This is a genomic window from Rhizobium sp. 9140, from assembly GCF_900067135.1.
Lineage (GTDB): Bacteria > Pseudomonadota > Alphaproteobacteria > Rhizobiales > Rhizobiaceae > Ferranicluibacter.
Window position 1 is genome coordinate 2,260,788 of record NZ_FJUR01000001.1, and the last position, 17,602, is coordinate 2,278,389.

The window sequence follows — 17,602 nt, forward strand, 5'->3', positions numbered from 1 at the left end:
AGGAATCAAGAGTGCTGCCAGCTCTCTGCGTTCATCGCTTGAGATGACGGGTCAGTCGGTTTTCGAGCCAGACCCACAGATTGCGTAGCGCCTCGACCATGATGAGGTAGAAGATCGCGGCCCAGAGATAGGTCTGATAGTCGAAGGTGCGGGAGAAGGCGCGGCGGGTTTCGCCCATGAGGTCGAAGACGGTGACGATGGCGACGATGGCCGACGCCTTGATCATGAGGATGATCTCGTTGCCGTAGGGTCGAAGCGCCACAATCATCGCCTGCGGCAGGATGATCTTGAAGAAGGCAACGCGCTCAGACAGGCCGAGCGAGGCCGCACCTTCGCGCTGGCCCCGTGGCACGCTCTCGATCGCGCCGCGCAGGATTTCCGCCTGATAGGCCGCCGTGTTGAGTACGAAGGTCAGCAGGGCACAATACCAGGCCTCGCGGAAGAACCACCAGAGTCCGATCTCCGTCAATTGCGGCCGGAAACTTCCGAGGCCGTAATAGATGAGGAAGAGCTGCATGATGAGCGGCGTGCCGCGGAAGAAGTAGACGTAGACGTAGGCGATCCAGTTCGCGACCTTGTTCTTCGACATGCGTCCGAGAGCGACCAGCAACGAGAGAAGCGCGCCGAGCACGATGGAGGTCGAGACGAGACCGAGTGTGACGCCGAGGCCGGAGATGTAGCCGGGTCCGTAACGCTGGAATTTCTCCGGATCGAACCCGCCGACGATGAGCATGCCGAGGCCGACGAAGACCGCGAGCCAGACGCCGAGAAGGACGCGACCGAACAGACGTGACAAAGTGTAGGGACGCGCTTCTTTGCGGGGCGCAGGCTGCGGCGGAAGCAGGTCCGTCGAGACGAAGGCTTGCACCGGGCGGACGCCGGGAGACGGCATATCCGTATCGAGCGCCGGCGGCGCGCCGGCGGGCGGAAGAGGCGGTGTCACGCTCATCGGGCCACCTCCGAACGGCGCGCCCAGCGCTCAAGTGCGGAGAAGACCACGGAGGATGCTGCGGCGAGCAGCAGGAACAGGATGCAGGCGAGCCCGAAGAATTCGAACGCCTGCTTTGTCACGCGCGCGGCAACGCCGGTCTGACGCAGGATATCCGGCAGGCCGATGACGGAGACGAGGGCGGTATCCTTCAAGAGCGCCATCCAGAGATTGCCGAGGCCGGGCAGGGCGATGCGGAAAAGCTGTGGCAGCACGATCAGTCGCATGGTCTTTCCCCGGCTGAAGCCGAGCGCGTCGCCTGCTTCGTATTGCCCTCTGGGAATGGCCTTGAAAGCGGATTGCAGCACCTCGGAACAATAGGCCGAGAAGACGACACCGAGCGCGACGATACCCGCGAAGAAAGCATTGATCTCCACAGGGCCGGAGTAGCCGACGCTTGCGAGAACCTGCTGCACCACGATCTGCAGGCCGTAATAGACAATGAACAGCGTCAGCAGTTCCGGCAGGCCACGGAAGATGGTGGTGTAGATATCGGAGGACAGGCGGAGCGATTTTTCGCTCGACTGCTTGCCCAGCGCAACACAAAAGCCAAGCGCGAGGCCGACCGGCAGCGTTGATATCGCCAGCGATGCGGTGATGAGAAAGCCGTAGCCGATCTCGTCGCCCCAGCCGGCATCGCCGCAGGCAAGCAGCGTGTTCCCGGCGAGGAGGCGGAAAATGCCGATCGGTCCGCACCACGGATCGAGCGTGGCGCCGAGCCACGACGCGGCGGAAAAAAGCGCGGCCATGATTGCGCTCATCGTCTGATTTGTCCCCTTGAGGTGCTTCTTGATGGGCGCCTCTTTCTTATGTCGACGTTTGTCAAACAAAAACGGCGGGAGGGCAAGCTCCCGCCGCAGGATTTCGAACAAGCCCTGGAATTAGCCGCCGTAGACGTCGAATGCGAAGTACTTGTCGTTGATTTCCTTGTACTTGCCGTTGGCGCGAATGGCCTTGATCGCGGCGTTGAACTTTTCACGCAGATCGTTGTCGCCCTTGCGCAGCGCGATGCCGGCGCCTTCGCCATTGATGACAGGATCGATCGGAAGCGTGCCGAGCAGCTTGCAGCACTCGCCATCGGTGGTCTTCAGCCACTCCGAGAGAACGACGACGTCATCGATGACGGCGTCGATACGGCCGTTGGCGATGTCGAGCTTGTACTCGTCGGAGGTCGGGTAGAGCTTCAGTTCGGCCTTCTTCATATGCGCTTCGGCATAGTTGGAATGGGTCGTGGAGCCCTGCGCGCCGAGCGTCTTGCCGTCGAGACCGGCTTCGGTCGCCTCGGTGATGGTGCTATCCTTCGGCACGGCGATGGCCGGCGGGGTGTTGTAGTACTTTTCCGAGAAGTCCACCTGCTGCTTGCGCTCGGCCGTGATCGACATGGAGGCGATGAAGGCGTCGTACTTCTTGGCGATCAGGGCAGGAATCGCGCCATCCCAATCCTGGGTGACGAAGGTGCATTCCGCTTTCATCTCCACGCAGAGTGCCTTGGCGATGTCGATGTCAAAGCCCGTCAGCGAGCCGTCGGCTTCCAGAACGTTGAAGGGCGGATAGGCGCCTTCGGTGCCGATGGTAATCTTCTCGCCGGCTGCGAGCGCTGTGCTAGCGGTCAGGGCGAAAACGGCCGCGGCAGCAGCCATGGTGAAACGTTTGGCGATAGGCATGTCGATCCTCTCTGTTGGCGCAGGCCCGGCTTGTTCTTTGTGTCCCGGAGCCATTCGCAAGCGACGGTGAACGGTCGCTTCGCTTGCGATATTCCGTCACCCGTTCGCAAATGCAACAGGAAAAGCACGCGGGGAGAAAAGCGTGAACAGGCTCTGGCGGGAAGAGGAGGAAAGCCTATGTCCGCCGGGTGAACGCGGCATTCATCGCCAATTCATGCGCCTGTTGCTACCGCTCTGGCCATGGATCGCAGCCGCAGCTGCGACCGTCCGTTACGCGGCGTTCAAACGTATACCGGTCCGGATCATCTGTGCCGGTTGACAAGAACAAGAACGGGATCTCTCTCAGGAGGAGACACCATGACCATTCGATCCAAGCTTTTCGCAACGGTAGCGATGCCGTTGCTTACAATGACGATAGGCTTGCAGCCGGCCCTGGCCGACGCGCAGATGAAGCCGTTCCAGGTGGCGCAGGCCGATCCGGAAGAGGAATTGCCCAGAAAGCGTAGGCCTGCCGAAGGACAGCAGGAAGCGGCGCCGCAACAGCAGGCGGAGCCTTCCGAGAGTGGCGAAGGCCGCCCGAGCCGCGAAGAGCGCCGCAAGCAGCGCGACGCCGAGCAGCAATCGGGTGAAGAGCAGCCGCAGGCCCAGCCCTCGGGCGACGACACGCCCCGCCCGAGCCGCGAGGAGCGTCGCAAACAGCGCGAGGCCGAGCAGCAGCAAAAGAATGAGCAGGCGGCTCCCGATGCCCAACCGGCCGGCGAGGACGCGCCGCGCCCGAGCCGCGAGGAACGTCGCAAGCAGCGCGAGGCCGAGCAGCAGAAGCAGAATGGCGAGCAGGCACAGCCCGAGGGCCAGCCGATGCCGGACCTCGATGGGCAGGCGCCGCGCCAAAGCCGCGAAGAGCGTCGCAAGCAGCGCGAGGCCGAACAGCAGAAGAAGCAGAACGGCGCCGACACGCAAGAGCAGATCAAGCCATCCGATCTCGACGCGGCCCGGCCGCGCCAGACAGGGCAGGACACCGACGCACCGGATGCCGCCGAACGCAAGCGCCAGCGCGAAGAGCGCATCCGCAAGCGTGAGGCGGAACGCCTCAACGGGCAACAGAATGGCGACAATGCCGAGCAGCCCGCAGCCGGTGACCGTCAGCCGGCTGCCGGCGACATGACCGACGAAGAGCGGGCTCGCATCCGCGCCGAGCGCCGCAAACAGCGCGAGGCCGAGGGCCAGCAGGCAGAGGACCCGGCACGTCCGGGCGGCGAGCCGGACGCCACGGATCCCGCGCAGGCGGGCGACAACGGCGCCAACCGGGATCGTCCCGCGCGGGACGTCGTGGACAAGCGTTCGCGCGAAGAGCGCGAGAAGCTGGCGCGCGACCCGTCGAAGAGCGATGAGACGGTCGTTCTGCCGGTCGAGAACGGTGCCGCCGTGCTCGACAGCGACAAGGACGCCGACAATCGCGGTAATGACGACACCCGAGACCGCCGCCGTCGCGAGCGTGAACAGGTCCGCCAGGAACGCGACAACCAGCCGCCGCCGCGCACCGATGCAGACGCGCAGTCGGACCACCGCGAACGCCGGCCGGATCGTGAAGAGCTGAACGCCGCCATCAACGAACGCGGCCGCCGCATCGACCGGGCGCCGGAATTCGATGCCGGCGATCTCATCGACGCGCTGACGGGTCAACGTCCACGCATCGAGGAACAGCGCAACAACCGCACCGTGCTCGACTTCGGCGACGAGATCGTCGTGCGCAGCGACGATCGTCCGCGCCTGCGTCGCGATGCGCGCGAAACCTATTACGAGGAACTGCCGCGTGGGAGAACCCGCGAGGTCATCGAGCGTCCGAATGGCATGCGTGTCGTGACGATCTACAATCGTTACGGCGATGTCATCCAGCGCACGCGTATCGATCGCGATGGCGAAGAGTACCTGATGGTCTATGCGCCTGACGTCGGCGACGAAAAGCGCCCGCCGCTCTATGACGCCGGGGAGGACCTGCCGCCCATGCGCCTGACAGTGCCGGTGCGCGACTACATCATTGATACCTCGACGCAGCCGGATCGCGACTATTACGATTTCCTGGCCGAGCCGCCGGTGGAACGGGTCGAGCGGACCTATTCTCTGGACGAGGTCCGGAACTCCGCCCGTATCCGCGACAAGGTGCGCCGTATCGATCTCGATACCATCACCTTCGCCACGGGTAGCGCCGAGGTCCCGACATCTCAGGCAAAGACCCTGCGCAAGGTCGCGGACGCGATGATCGAGGTGATCGACAAGGATCCTGGCGAGACCTTCCTGATCGAAGGTCACACCGATGCGGTCGGCTCCGACCAGTCGAACCTCGTTCTCTCCGACGAACGGGCCGAATCGGTTGCCGCGCTTCTGACCGACATCTACGAGATCCCGCCGGAAAACCTGGTTACCCAAGGCTATGGTGAGCGATTCCTCAAGGTCCGCACGTCGGAAGCCGAGCAGGAAAACCGCCGCGTCACCATTCGACGCGTTACCCCGCTCGTCCGGCCTGTCGCCCAGAAGTAAGGGTTTGAGTTGGGAGGCGGACGGCCAGACATGGCCGCCCGCCCAGAATTTGCCACGTTCAAGGCCATGAAGATGAAGAACCCGGTGCTCGTCGCGCCGGGTTCTTTTCGTCTGGACGTCTCATGAAAACAATTCTTCTCCTGCCGCTCCTCGCCGCCCTCGGCTCGGCTGCGCCGGCCTTGGCCCGCGACGGCCTGCTGGAACCGAAGCTGCATATTACCGCAGGCAGCAAGACACCGCGCGTGGCGCTGACGTTCGACGCCTGCATGGGGCTGGCAGACCAGCGCATCATCTCCGTCCTCATCGAAAACCGCATCCGGGCGACGATCTTCATCACGCAGCGCTGGCTGACGCGGAACCCGGAGGCATTCGCGATCTTCCTGGCGCATGCCGATCTCTTCGAGTTGGAAAACCATGGTACGATGCATGTGCCGGCCATCGATCGTCCGGTACCCGTCTACGGCATCGTCTCAGCCGGCTCTGCGCAGGCTGTCGAGGCCGAAGTCATGGGCGGAGCGAAGGCGTTGGTCGCCAGCGGCGCACCACAACCCCACTGGTTTCGCGGCGCTACGGCGAAGTACACAGCATCCTCGATCGCGCAGATCCGGGCGGCCGGGTTCGATGTCGCGGGCTACTCGCTGAATGGCGACGATGGATCGCTGCTGGGTGCAAAAATGGCCACGCGGCGGATCGCCAACGCCCATGATGGCGACGTCATCATCTCGCATATCAACCAGCCGACACATGCAGCCGGCGAAGGCGTTGCGGCCGGTATCCTCGCCTTGAAGGCGAAGGGATATGATTTCGTTCGGCTCGACGCCGTCCATGAGGAAGGCAGCAACGCGACCGTCAACTGACGCGTCGTTTCATCGCCGCTTGAGCCCGCAGGTCGCCTCCACGAAATCGGCTATGACGCCGGTATCATCAAGATCGAACACCGGAAGGCCTGCGTCGGGAACGGCGTGATCGGCCGCGATGGCGAGGATGTGCGGGTCGCCGGGCGCCAACGGCTCGCGGTTCTTCGCCTCCAGCCGTCGCGCCTCGATCTTCGGGATCGGTTCGCGCTTGTAGCCTTCTATGAGAACGAGATCGCAAGGCGCGAGACGCGCAAGAATGGCCTCGAAAGACGGTTCCGGCTCGCCGCGAAGCTCATGCATGATGGCAAAGCGGGTGCCTGAAACGATCGTCACCTCATGCGCCCCGGCCTCGCGATGCCGCCAGCTGTCGGCGCCAATTTTGTCGATGTCGAAATCGTGGTGCGCATGCTTCACGGTGGAAACCCTGTAACCCCGCGCCGTAAGTTCCGTCACCAGCCTGACGGCAAGCCCGGTCTTCCCGGAATTCTTCCAGCCGGCAATGCCGAAGATCTTCGGTGCGGTCATGGTTTTATGGTACCCGCGCCGAAAAGCATCCGCTCGATCATCTCGACATCCCCCGGCCTGTTCATGTTCGTGAAGGGATCAATATCTTCGCAGGCGTCGCTCGTCTCTGTGAAATCAACGACGACATGTGGATGCTGCTCGATGAAGCCGCGGACCCGTCGCTTGGCATCCGCTGCGATGAAACGCTCGAGATCGTCGGCAAGCGAAGAGGACCAGAGTGCGAAGACGGGATGCAGGGTATCCCTGGATGCCGCCACGGCGATCACGGTGTTCGTCTCTTGGAGAGCGCTCAGAAGTCGGCGTACGAACGCACACGGGAAAAATGGAGCATCCACGGGAACGCTGGCGACAAGCGGGATATCGCGAGATTGCGCCAAGCGCAGTCCGGCGAGAATGCCCGCAAGCGGACCGAACACCCCCGGCATCGCATCGGGGATGGTTTCGATATCCGGGGCCAGTCCCGGGAAAGCAGGAGCACCGTTGAAGGCGAGAGCGGTCACCTGCGGCCGCAGCCGCTCAAGGGCGCGTATGGCGAGCGGTATGCCGCCAAGGCGCAGGGCGGCCTTGTCGCGCCCCATGCGGCGCGACAGACCGCCAGCGAGCACGACGCCGAGGATGGTTCGCGGTACATCTGCCGCCGGAGATGTCATGGATCGGAAGACTCAATAGTCATCGTGTGCACGAGCAGGATCGGTCACGTCAGCCGCCCGTCACGCTCATGTGCCGCGCGACGGCCGGACGGTTCTGCGTGCGGTCGATGATGAAGTCGTGGCCTTTCGGCTTGCGCCCGATCGCCTCATCGATCACCTGCGACAGAAGAGCGTCTTCCGGGGATGCGCGAACGGCGGCCCGAAGATCCGCGGCATCGTTCTGCCCGAGGCACATGTAGAGCGTGCCCGTGCAGGTCAGCCGCACCCGATTGCAGCTTTCGCAGAAATTATGCGTCATCGGCGTGATGAGGCCGAGCCGCCCGCCGGTTTCCGCGACCGTCATATAACGCGCCGGGCCGCCCGTGGCATAAGCGTTGTCGGTCAGGCTGAAGATCTTCGCCAGCCGGTCGCGCATCTCGGACAGCGGCATGTACCGATCCGTCCGGTCCTCCTCGATCTCTCCCATCGGCATCGTCTCGATCAGCGTCAGGTCCATGCCGCGGCCGTGCGCCCAGCGAATCATGTCGGGGATCTCAAGATCGTTGAAGCCCTTAAGAGCGACAGCATTGATCTTCACGTGGATGCCTGCCGCCTGCGCGGCATCGATGCCTTCGAGCACTTTTGACAGATCCCCCCAGCGGGTGATCTCCTTGAACTTCACCGGGTCGAGCGTATCCATTGACACGTTGATGCGCTTCACGCCGGCGTCTGCCAGTTCCTGTGCATAGCGCGCGAGCTGCGAGCCGTTGGTGGTCAGGGTCAACTCGTCCAGCGTTCCCTCTTCGATCTTTTTGCCCAGCGCCCGCACGAGATGCATGATGTTCTTGCGCACCAGAGGCTCACCGCCGGTCAGCCGCAGTTTGCGCACGCCCTTTTCGATGAAGGCGGAACAGATGCGTTCCAACTCTTCCAGCGTCAGGAGATCCTTCTTCGGCAGGAAGTTCATGTTCTCCGCCATGCAATAGGTGCAGCGGAAATCGCAGCGGTCGGTGACGGAGACACGAAGGTAAGTGACCGCCCGGCCGAACGGATCGATCATCGGCGCGGTGGAGTTCGCGAGCGCCATGGCTCCGCGCTTGTCGATCGGGCGTCTGTCGATAATGATGGTGTTCACAAGCGTCTCCGTCGTCCTGCCCACAAACATCGTGCCTGGGACGACACCCGTCAAGGCCGGCTGTGGTCGGCGGCCTGCAATGAGGCCATCCAATGCGGGCTGTGTCAGTTTCCTTGAGAGGGAAACTGCGCTAGGTCTCTGAAAAATCAAGCGGTGGCTGACGCACGGGCGTAACGGGCGCGGAGGGACGGACATGACGAGCGAGATCTGGCCGAAGGAATTGCGTGTCTCCAAGGACCGGAGGACGCTGACCGTGACCTTCAATGACGGGGTCGCCGGCGTCCTTCCCGCCGAGATGCTGCGCGTGCTTTCGCCATCGGCGGAAGTCCAGGGGCATGGTCCAGGCCAGAAGGTCACCGTGCCCGGCAAGCGCAACGTCGCCATTGCCGCGATGACGCCGACGGGAAACTACGCCGTGCGGATCGCTTTCGACGATGGCCACGACACCGGCATCTTCACCTGGGCCTACCTGCGGGAACTCAGCATCGACGGTGCCACGCCCTTCGCGGCTTACGAACAGGAATTGCGTGCCAAGGGCCTCGACCGCGGCCCTGTTCGCAGCGGGCAGGGTACGAGTGAGGGCGCGGCGCGATGAGCACGTTGTTCCAGTCGCTTCGGGATCGGGCCGGCTGGATGCGCGAGCGTCGTGAGGGAGAGGACGACAAGGTCGCTTTTCCCGAGCTGTTCTTCGATCTTGTCTTCGTCTTCTCTCTGATCCAGTTATCGCACACGCTTGCCGGTCATTACTCCCTCATGGGCGCGCTCGAAGCGCTCTTGATGATTCTCGCTGTCTGGTGGGTCTGGATCTTCACCACCTGGGTCACGAACTGGCTCGATCCGGATCGAATGCCGGTTCGCGCCATGCTGTTCGCCCTGATGTTCGGCGCCCTGCTGCTATCGACTGCGATCAACGACGCCTTTGGCGACAAGGCGTTGCTGTTCGCCATCTCCTATGTCGCCATGCAAGTTGGCCGGTCGCTGTTCACGGTCTATGCGATGCACGGGCACAGCCCTGATAACGCGCGCGATTTCCTGCGTATCACCTGCTGGCTCGTCCTCTCCGGCGTTTTCTGGATCGCGGGCGCGCTGATCGGCGGCGAAGCACAACTGTTCATCTGGATCGCCGCGCTCACCATCGAATATGTCTCGCCTGCCGTCGGCTTCCGTGTGCCCGGATTGGGTCGTTCCGAATTCGACGATTGGGATGTGCTTGGCGCACACATGGCCGAGCGCTGCGCTCTGTTCGTGCTGATCTGCCTCGGCGAAACGATTCTCGTGACGGGCCGCACGCTTGCCGAAATGGAGGTGACGCCGCTCGTGTTCGTTCTTGCCGTCAGCAGCTTCGGGTCGACAGTCACGATGTGGTGGATCTATTTCCGGTTCGGGCAGGAGCGGGCGGCTGCGCAGATCGAGAGCGATGAGTCGCCCGGCGAAGTCGCGCGCACCATCTTCACCTACGCCCATATCCCGGTGGTCACAGGCATCATTCTCTGTGCCGTTGCCGATGAGTTCGTGCTCGCCCATCCCCATGGCGCGATCGACCTGAAGACGGCCAGCGCCATCATCGGCGGCCCCATCGTGTTCCTGGCCGGCAATGTCTGGATCAAGAGTTCCGTCGCGCCGCGCCTGTCGGTCTCGCATTTCGCGGGCATCGGACTGTTTGTGCTCGCGGCACCACTTGCTTTCGTGGTCGAGCCGCATGTCCTCCTGATCATCTCCTTCGTCATTCTCGTCATCGTCGCCGTCTGGGAATACCTGACGCTGAAATCCGTGCGTTGAACCCACATCGAACCCATCTGTAACTGGAAGAACAATGCCTCTCAAAGTCTACCTCGCCGGTCCCGAAGTCTTCCTCCCCAACGCGCGGAAGATCCTTGATCTCAAGGCGGATCGGGCGAGGGCTGCAGGATTCGAGCCTCTGAGCCCGGGCGATCTCGCCATTCCCCCTGCCGAAACGAAGTTCGGCATGGGTCTCGCGATCAGCCAGATCAATGAAGGGATGATGCGCGCGGCCGATGCTGTTATCGCCAACCTCACCCCGTTCCGCGGCGTTGCCGCCGACGTCGGCACTGCCTTCGAGGTCGGTTTCATGTGCGCGCAGGGCAAGCTTGTCTATGCCTACACGAACATCGCCCGATCCCACTACGACCGTTGCTCGGCCTATTATGGCGGCGAGATTCGCGAGACGACAGATGGCCGGCATCGTGGGCCTGACGGCATCTCCATCGAGAACTTCGACATGGCCGACAATTTGATGCTGGATGGCGGCATCGCCGCGCGCGGTGGCGCGCTGGTGGTGGGAAATGCGGCGGCCGATGCTCTCTACACGGACCTTGCCGCCTTCGAGGAATGCCTTCGCCTACTCGCCGAGCAGCAGGGCACGACGGCCTGACCATCGATCCTCGATCGATCTTAGCGCGTCAGGAATGACGCGTGGCGCTCTAACGGCGATAGAGAAGCCAGTTGCGGCCGGTGTCCTTCTTCATGCCGTCCTCGAACAGCATGGTCCGGTTGCGCCCGGCATTCTTGGCGCAGTAGAGTGCTACGTCGGCCTTGTTGTAGAGATCAACGGGGTCTTCCGCGAGGGAGGCCTGGCAGACGCCGATGGAAAGCGTGATCGGACCGTAGTTCACGCCCGTCTTCGAATTCTTGAACGGCGTGTTGGCCAGCGCCGTGCGGATGCGGTCGGCGACCTGCACGCATTCCTCGACGGTCTGGTCGTTGAGGATGATGGCGAACTCTTCGCCGCCGGTGCGCGCGACGAAGGCTTCCCGGCGCAGGTTCGAGCGTATGACCGTGCCGACTGTTGCGAGGATCTTGTCGCCGACCGGATGGCCGAACGTGTCGTTGACTTTCTTGAAGTGATCGATATCGGCGATCAGAAGCCCGGTATAGGTCTTGATCTGATCCGAATTGTAGACCGACGACAGCTTCTCGTCGAAGGCCCGTCGGTTGGCGAGACGGGTAAGGGAATCGGTGTTGGCGATCCGCTTATACTCGTCCAGCTCCTGCCGGATGACATCCATCTCCACTGATTTCAGAGAGACGTTCTCGACCAGTTCCTTGCCTTGGCTCATCGTGTCTTCGGTTGCGCGGGAAAGCAGCGTCACCGCACTGCGAAGGATCTCGACGCTCGCAGCACTTTTGTTGTTGATGTTGTCGGCGGCTTCCCCAAGAACGCGATTGTAGCTCTCGAGCGCGAACTGCTCGTCGCGCATCAGGGCCAGCAGATCGTTCAACTGCGCGGCAAGACGGCTATGCGCGCGCTCGACGCCGGCAGCGTGATGGATATGGGCGAAGTAGCGCGCGCCGATCTCGTCAAGTTCTTCCTGCGTCGCCTTGCTGCCGAGGGCGGCCAGCTCTTTCGTCAGGCGCGGGTTCGAGCCGATGTAGGCTTCGTAATAGAGCTCGTAATTGCGCGGGATCGGGGCAATGCCCATGATCCGCATCGCAAAGGTGACCTGCGCCGCAATATCCGGAGCTTGCCCCTTAGGTGATGTCGCAGGCTGCACGAACGCCCTCCTGTTTTCCTGACCCGGGCATCGGGAGCGACGTCATTGTCGCTCCGCGAACGCACCTAGCTGCAGGTGCGCCTCTCGATCGATCAGAGGAGGCGTTCTGCAATGGCCTATTCTAGGGAGGAAAAGATGAGAGAAAGTTTAACGATTGTTCAAAACATTCATTAACCCATCAACGACCAGGGCTTCTCGTATACGGACAAAAAAGCCTTGCTGGAGGCCAGCGAGGCTTTTGAAGCAGTTGTTTCGGCCGCTCGCCCGCAAGCGGCCGCGTGCTTTGTTTCAGCGGATCAGGCTGTGATCGACATCACGAAGGGCTGATCATCGTTTCCGGACGAACCACGGCGTCGAACTCTTCGTTCGTCACATAGCCGCCGCCTACGGCTTCCTCGCGGAGTGTCGTTCCGTTTTTGTGGGCTGTCTTGGCAATCTTGGCGGCATTGTCGTAGCCGATCTTCGGCGCGAGCGCCGTAACGAGCATGAGCGACCGGTCGAGGGCAGCCTTGATGTTGTCTTCGCGAGCCTCGATGCCGGTGACGCAATTGTCGGTGAAGGATACGGCGGCGTCCGCCAGCAGCTGGACAGACTGCAGAAAGTTGTAGGCCATCAGCGGATTGTAGACGTTCAGCTCGAAATGGCCCTGGCTGCCGGCGAAGGTCAGCGACGCATGGTTGCCGAAGACCTGTACGCAGACCTGGGTCAGCGCTTCGCACTGCGTGGGATTGACCTTGCCCGGCATGATCGACGAGCCCGGCTCGTTTTCCGGCAGCGACAACTCGCCGAGACCCGAGCGCGGGCCGGAGCCGAGAAGCCGGATGTCGTTGGCGATCTTGAAGAGAGCGGCGGCGGTGGCATTGATGGCGCCATGGCTGAATACCATGGAATCATGCGCGGCTAGCGCTTCGAATTTGTTCGGTGCGGAGGTGAAGGCGATGCCGGTGATAGCGGCGATCTCTTCGGCGACCTTTTCGGCAAAGCCGATCGGTGCGTTGAGCCCGGTGCCGACCGCCGTGCCGCCCTGGGCGAGTTCCTGCAGGCCGGGAAGAGTCATCTCGATGCGCTTGATGGAGGAGGCCACCTGCGCTGCATACCCCGAGAACTCTTGGCCGAGCGTCAGCGGGGTTGCGTCCTGCGTGTGCGTGCGACCGATTTTGATGATGTGGTCGAAAGCTTTTACCTTGGCTTCCAGCGCCGCGTGCAGATGCTTCAGCGCCGGCAGCAGGTCGTGCACCACGCGTTCCGCGCAGGCAATGTGCATGGCGGTGGGGAACGTGTCGTTGGACGACTGGCTCATATTGACGTGGTCGTTCGGATGGACGGGCTTCTTGGAGCCCATGACGCCCCCCAGCAGCTCGATCGCCCGGTTGGAGATGACCTCGTTCGCATTCATGTTCGACTGCGTGCCGGAGCCGGTCTGCCAGACGACGAGCGGGAAGTGATCGTTAAGCTTGCCGTCGATCACTTCCTGTGATGCGCGGATGATGGGTTCGCCGACGGCGGGGTCGAGTCGTCCCAGCGCCATGTTGGCCTTGGCCGCCGCCTGCTTGACGATGCCGAGCGCACGTACGATGGACAACGGCTGCTTTTCCCAGCCGATCTTGAAATTGCCGAGGGAACGCTGGGCCTGTGCGCCCCAATAGCGGTCGTTCTGGACCTCGATCGGGCCGAATGTATCTGTTTCCGTGCGGGTGGCTGTCATCGTCTCTTCCCTGCTTCGTCTGATGCGGCACCGTCGAGCGCTGCAAGATCCTCGGAGCCGGCCGCGACAAGGCCCGGCCGGGCTGGGGTCTTCTGTGGCCCAGGAGCCGCCCGGTTGTAAAGAGGCAGGAGAGGGCCGCTGGCCGTACAATCGTTTGAAAGATCTCGGGCGATGAAGGACTCGACACGTCCCGGCAACAAGGGTTCGCAGGCGCGTTCTGTGCCTTTTGTAACACAGGCTGAATGTCTCTCGAAAACGCTTGGCCGCAAGCCGACCAGAATCCCGTATGGCGTTGTGAAACCAACAAGGCGAAAAGCAAGGACTATCAGTTTCTTGACCTGTTCCACTCTTCATCGAGGCGGGTTTTTTCCGTACGAACCCGCCTGATTCCGCCGCGCGCGTTTCCTTTTCATTCACCAACATTTCTTATAAGTCGGATGCTTGGTGACATGAACGGCATCGGGCGCCACCCGCCATGAGGCGGCACTGCGATACGGAAAGTTCGGCTATGACATTGAAGAAGACAGCAGCGATCGTCACCCTCATGTCGGGGTGCGCCCTGACCACGCTCCACGTCGGTCATGCCGACGCCATGACGCTGATGGATCTGTTCCGTCGCAACCGTGCGCCAGAGACCCTTCAGACGCTGCCGGAGGTTGCTCCGGCACCCGCTCAGGAGCAGTCCGCACCGGCTCGGCGGAGTGCGTCGTCAGCGCCGGCACCCCGTGTCGTCGGTCCCAAATATTACACCTACAAGGCTGAAGCCCCGCGCCGCATCGAAACCGACAGATTGGTCGATCCGGTCGTCACCGGCTCGCTCCGCCCCGATCTGGTATCGACCGGCAAAACGACGCCGCTCAGCGATATCAGGGCTTACATGCCGTCCGTCACCGCTTACGCGGCTCCCGATGTCGCCAAGACGATTGAGGCCTATTACGCCGGGACGGATGCGCTGATCTGGATCGACGCCGCCGGCGTGAATAACCGCGCGCGTGCCGCCATGGCCGTGCTGGCGGACGCCGCCAGCATCGGCCTCGATCCGCAGGATTACGCTGTCACGCTTCCATCGGAAATGCCGGATGTGACCGATATGGCCGCCCGCGAAAAATCCCTCGTCTCCTTCGAGATCCGACTGAGCGCGGCGGTGATGACCTATGTGCAGGATACGGTTCGCGGTCGCATCGATCCGAACGCGATTTCCGGCTATCACGATTTCAAGCGCAAGGACGTCAATCTCGCCGGCAAGCTGCGCGTTATCGGCGCCAGCCACGATGTTGCTGCCTTCCTGGCAACGCAGACACCTTCGAACCCCGAATTCAAGGCCCTTCGCGATGAGTTGAAGCGGCTGGAGGCGACCGCCGACGGCGAGCCGCGCATCGAGATACCGGAAGGCACACTCCTGAAGCCGGGTATCGCCGATCCCGGCTTGCCAGCCGTCGTCGCTGCTATCAAGGTAAAGGGCTCCGACGCGCTGAAAATGGACCATGCCGCGGCACTCGCCGCCTATCAGGGCAGCGAGGACTATACGCCGGATCTCGTCGCACTGGTCGAGGGTTTCCAGAAGGAAAACGGCCTGAAGCCGGATGGCATCGTCGGACGCGCCTCGATCCGCATCCTGAGCGGCGGCGACAGCAATGCTGACAAGATCGCCAAGCTCCGCATCGCCATGGAGCAGGCCCGCTGGCTTCCCGCCGACCTCGGCAGCCGCTACGTCTTCATCAACCAGCCGGCCTTCACGGCGTCCTATCATGATGCCGGCGTCGAGCAGTTCAATATGCGCGTCGTCGTCGGTTCGAAAACGAACCAGACGTACTTCTTCGAGGATGAGATCCAGACCGTCGAGTTCAACCCCTATTGGGGCGTGCCGCAGTCGATCATCATCAACGAAATGCTGCCGAAGCTGCGCAGCGATCCGGGCTATCTCGACCGTCTGGGCTATCAGGTGGAAGTCGCCGGCCGCGCCGTGTCGTCCTACGACGTCGATTGGTACGGCTCCACCAGGGGCGTCTCCGTGCGCCAGCCGCCGTCCGATGACAATGCGCTGGGCGAACTGAAGATCCTGTTCCCCAATGCGCATGCGATCTACATGCACGACACGCCGTCCAAGAGCTTCTTCAAGAAGGACATGCGGGCGCTCAGCCACGGCTGCGTCCGGCTCGCCGACCCTCGCCGCATGGCCGCTGCCGTGCTCGGAACGACGGTGGACGATGTCGCCAAGCAGATCGCTGGCGGCCGCAACAAGGGCGTCTCGGTTCCGGGTCGCATTCCCGTTTACGTCGCCTACTTCACGGCGTGGCCGGACAAGGATGGACGCATCGCCTATTTCGACGATGTCTACGATCGCGACATGTACATGAACCGCGCGTTCGACGCGACACGCCAGGTCCGCCGCATCGAAGGCTAAGCCTTCGTATCGCGCCAGCCCTCTGTGAACTCTTATCTGAGTCGGCCCGTTGAACGGGCCGGCTTTTTCGTGTGCGCGAATCCTCATCCGAAGGCGGAAACGAAAAAGCCGCGGGCTGTGCACCCGCGGCTTGTCTTTCAACGAAATGTTGAATGTCAGCGCTTGGAGACCGGGATGTAATCGCGCTTCGGTTCGCCGACATAGAGCTGACGCGGACGGCCGATGCGCTGTTCCGGATCCTCGATCATTTCGTTCCACTGCGCGATCCAGCCGACGGTGCGGGCCAAAGCGAACAGCACGGTGAACATGGTCGTGGGGAAGCCAAGCGCCTTCAGCGTGATACCCGAGTAGAAGTCGATATTCGGGTAGAGCTTCTTCTCGATGAAGTAGGGATCGGTCAGCGCGATGCGCTCGAGTTCCATGGCGACCTGCAGAAGCGGGTCGTCCTTGTGGCCGAGCTCGGCCAGCACTTCATGCGTGGTCTTCTGCATGATCTTGGCGCGTGGATCGTAGTTCTTGTAGACGCGGTGACCGAAACCCATCAAACGGAACGGATCGTTCTTGTCCTTGGCCTTGGCGACATATTCCGGAATGCGATCGACCGTGCCGATTTCCGCCAGCATGTTGAGAGCCGCTTCGTTGGCGCCACCGTGCGCCGGACCCCAGAGGCAGGCAATGCCGGCCGCGATACAGGCGAAGGGGTTTGCGCCGGAGGAACCGGCGAGACGGACCGTTGAGGTCGATGCGTTCTGCTCGTGGTCGGCATGGAGGATGAAGATCCGGTCCATGGCGCGTGCGAGCACCGGGTTGACCTTGTACTCTTCACACGGAACCGCAAAGCACATGTGAAGGAAGTTCGATGCGTAATCGAGGTCGTTCTTCGGGTAAACGAAGGGCTGGCCGATATGGTACTTGTAGGCCATGGCGGCAAGCGTCGGCATCTTCGCGATCATGCGCAGGCTTGCGACCATGCGCTGATGCGGATCGGTGATATCCGTCGAGTCGTGGTAGAACGCCGAGAGCGCGCCGACACAGCCGCACATGACGGCCATCGGGTGGGCATCGCGGCGGAAGCCGGTGAAGAAGCGCGACATCTGCTCGTGCACCATCGTGTGGTGCGTGACGCGGTGATCGAAGTCGATCTTCTGCGTCTTGGTCGGCAGTTCGCCGTAGAGAAGAAGATAGCAGACCTCGAGGAAATCGCCCTGTTCGGCGAGCTGCTCGATGGGAAAGCCGCGGTGGAGAAGAATGCCTTCGTCACCGTCGATATAGGTAATCTTGGACTCGCAGGACGCGGTCGATGTGAATCCCGGATCGTAGGTGAACTGGCCCGTCTGCTTGTAGAGCGTGCCGATATCGACGACCTCTGGGCCGATGGACCCGGACCGCACCGGCAGCTCGACCGATTTATCGTTGACCGTCACCGTTGCGCTTTTGCCTGCCATATAGCGATCCTCCATTTGCACCGAAACGGCACGAAAGCGTGCCGCAATTCATCGTTGTTGCCTCAGTGCTACCGCATTTGATACCCCCTGCCAAGCGCTCGGGGGCTTACCTTTTGCGATGCAGCATAAACATCTTGCGGCGCGATAGTTGCATGGATTGTCGGCAGTTCCAATCGCAGCTGCATAGGAAAGTCGCGGCT

At 62.2% G+C, this 17,602-nt stretch carries 15 protein-coding genes; 6 read left to right on the forward strand and 9 right to left on the reverse strand.

Annotated features, from left to right (window positions below; translation table 11 throughout):
* Positions 1–31: 31 nt before the first annotated feature.
* From GA0004734_RS10670 to GA0004734_RS10680, 3 genes are all read right to left on the reverse strand, one after another.
* Positions 32–892 (reverse strand): ABC transporter permease, encoded by an 861-nt coding sequence (locus GA0004734_RS10670; RefSeq protein WP_092936172.1) that lies wholly within the window; start codon positions 890–892, stop codon positions 32–34.
* A gap of 53 nt (positions 893–945) precedes the next feature.
* Positions 946–1,749: an ABC transporter permease gene (locus GA0004734_RS10675; protein WP_092936174.1), complete on the reverse strand. Its 804-nt coding sequence runs from the start codon at positions 1,747–1,749 to the stop codon at positions 946–948.
* 120 nt (positions 1,750–1,869) lie between these two features.
* On the reverse strand, positions 1,870–2,652 hold the full coding sequence (locus tag GA0004734_RS10680; protein ID WP_092933571.1) for an ABC transporter substrate-binding protein: 783 nt from the start codon (positions 2,650–2,652) through the stop codon (positions 1,870–1,872).
* A gap of 357 nt (positions 2,653–3,009) precedes the next feature.
* Here GA0004734_RS10680 and GA0004734_RS10685 point away from each other — a divergent pair, with 357 nt between their 5' ends.
* A complete protein-coding gene (locus tag GA0004734_RS10685) occupies positions 3,010–5,190 on the forward strand; it encodes an OmpA family protein (protein WP_092933573.1) in 2,181 nt (726 codons plus the stop codon).
* Between the two features lie 122 nt (positions 5,191–5,312).
* Positions 5,313–6,047, forward strand: a complete 735-nt coding sequence (locus tag GA0004734_RS10690; RefSeq protein WP_092933575.1) for a polysaccharide deacetylase family protein — start codon at positions 5,313–5,315, stop codon at positions 6,045–6,047.
* A 9-nt stretch (positions 6,048–6,056) separates the two neighbouring features.
* Here GA0004734_RS10690 and mobB read toward each other — a convergent pair whose 3' ends face one another.
* The 3 genes from mobB to moaA are packed head-to-tail and all read right to left on the reverse strand — an operon-like array spanning position 6,057 to position 8,321.
* Entirely contained in the window at positions 6,057–6,572 is a 516-nt protein-coding gene (gene mobB, locus GA0004734_RS10695) for a molybdopterin-guanine dinucleotide biosynthesis protein B (protein WP_092933577.1), read from the reverse strand.
* Positions 6,569–7,222, reverse strand: a complete 654-nt coding sequence (gene mobA, locus GA0004734_RS10700; protein ID WP_092933578.1) for a molybdenum cofactor guanylyltransferase MobA — start codon at positions 7,220–7,222, stop codon at positions 6,569–6,571. The genes mobB and mobA overlap by 4 nt, the downstream gene beginning before the upstream one ends.
* Before the next feature lie 49 nt (positions 7,223–7,271).
* Complete coding sequence (gene moaA / locus GA0004734_RS10705) at positions 7,272–8,321, reverse strand: GTP 3',8-cyclase MoaA (RefSeq protein ID WP_175386485.1); 1,050 nt, start codon at positions 8,319–8,321, stop codon at positions 7,272–7,274.
* Between the two features lie 208 nt (positions 8,322–8,529).
* Here moaA and GA0004734_RS10710 point away from each other — a divergent pair, with 208 nt between their 5' ends.
* From GA0004734_RS10710 to GA0004734_RS10720, 3 genes are read left to right on the forward strand one after another with little or no spacing between them, the layout of a single operon-like run.
* Positions 8,530–8,931: a gamma-butyrobetaine hydroxylase-like domain-containing protein gene (locus GA0004734_RS10710; protein ID WP_092933580.1), complete on the forward strand. Its 402-nt coding sequence runs from the start codon at positions 8,530–8,532 to the stop codon at positions 8,929–8,931.
* A 38-nt stretch (positions 8,932–8,969) separates the two neighbouring features.
* Positions 8,970–10,115, forward strand: a complete 1,146-nt coding sequence (locus tag GA0004734_RS10715) for a low temperature requirement protein A (RefSeq protein ID WP_092936177.1) — start codon at positions 8,970–8,972, stop codon at positions 10,113–10,115.
* A 34-nt stretch (positions 10,116–10,149) separates the two neighbouring features.
* Positions 10,150–10,728 carry a nucleoside 2-deoxyribosyltransferase gene (locus tag GA0004734_RS10720; RefSeq protein ID WP_092933582.1) on the forward strand — a complete coding sequence of 193 codons (579 nt, stop codon included), beginning with the start codon at positions 10,150–10,152 and terminating at the stop codon, positions 10,726–10,728.
* A 49-nt stretch (positions 10,729–10,777) separates the two neighbouring features.
* Here the strand turns inward: GA0004734_RS10720 and GA0004734_RS10725 are convergent, their stop codons facing one another.
* Both GA0004734_RS10725 and fumC read right to left on the reverse strand, forming a co-directional pair.
* A complete protein-coding gene (locus tag GA0004734_RS10725) occupies positions 10,778–11,848 on the reverse strand; it encodes a GGDEF domain-containing protein (protein ID WP_092933584.1) in 1,071 nt (356 codons plus the stop codon).
* A gap of 313 nt (positions 11,849–12,161) precedes the next feature.
* Positions 12,162–13,553: a class II fumarate hydratase gene (fumC, locus tag GA0004734_RS10730; RefSeq protein ID WP_092933586.1), complete on the reverse strand. Its 1,392-nt coding sequence runs from the start codon at positions 13,551–13,553 to the stop codon at positions 12,162–12,164.
* 508 nt (positions 13,554–14,061) lie between these two features.
* Between fumC and GA0004734_RS10735 the strand changes: the two genes are divergently transcribed.
* Positions 14,062–15,957, forward strand: coding sequence for a L,D-transpeptidase family protein (locus GA0004734_RS10735; protein ID WP_092933588.1), 1,896 nt, complete (start codon positions 14,062–14,064; stop codon positions 15,955–15,957).
* Positions 15,958–16,112: 155 nt separating this feature from the next.
* Here the strand turns inward: GA0004734_RS10735 and gltA are convergent, their stop codons facing one another.
* The gene (gene gltA, locus GA0004734_RS10740) at positions 16,113–17,402 is read right to left on the reverse strand and encodes a citrate synthase (RefSeq protein ID WP_092936179.1); all 1,290 of its coding nucleotides are present in this window, start codon (positions 17,400–17,402) and stop codon (positions 16,113–16,115) included.
* Positions 17,403–17,602: the final 200 nt, after the last annotated feature.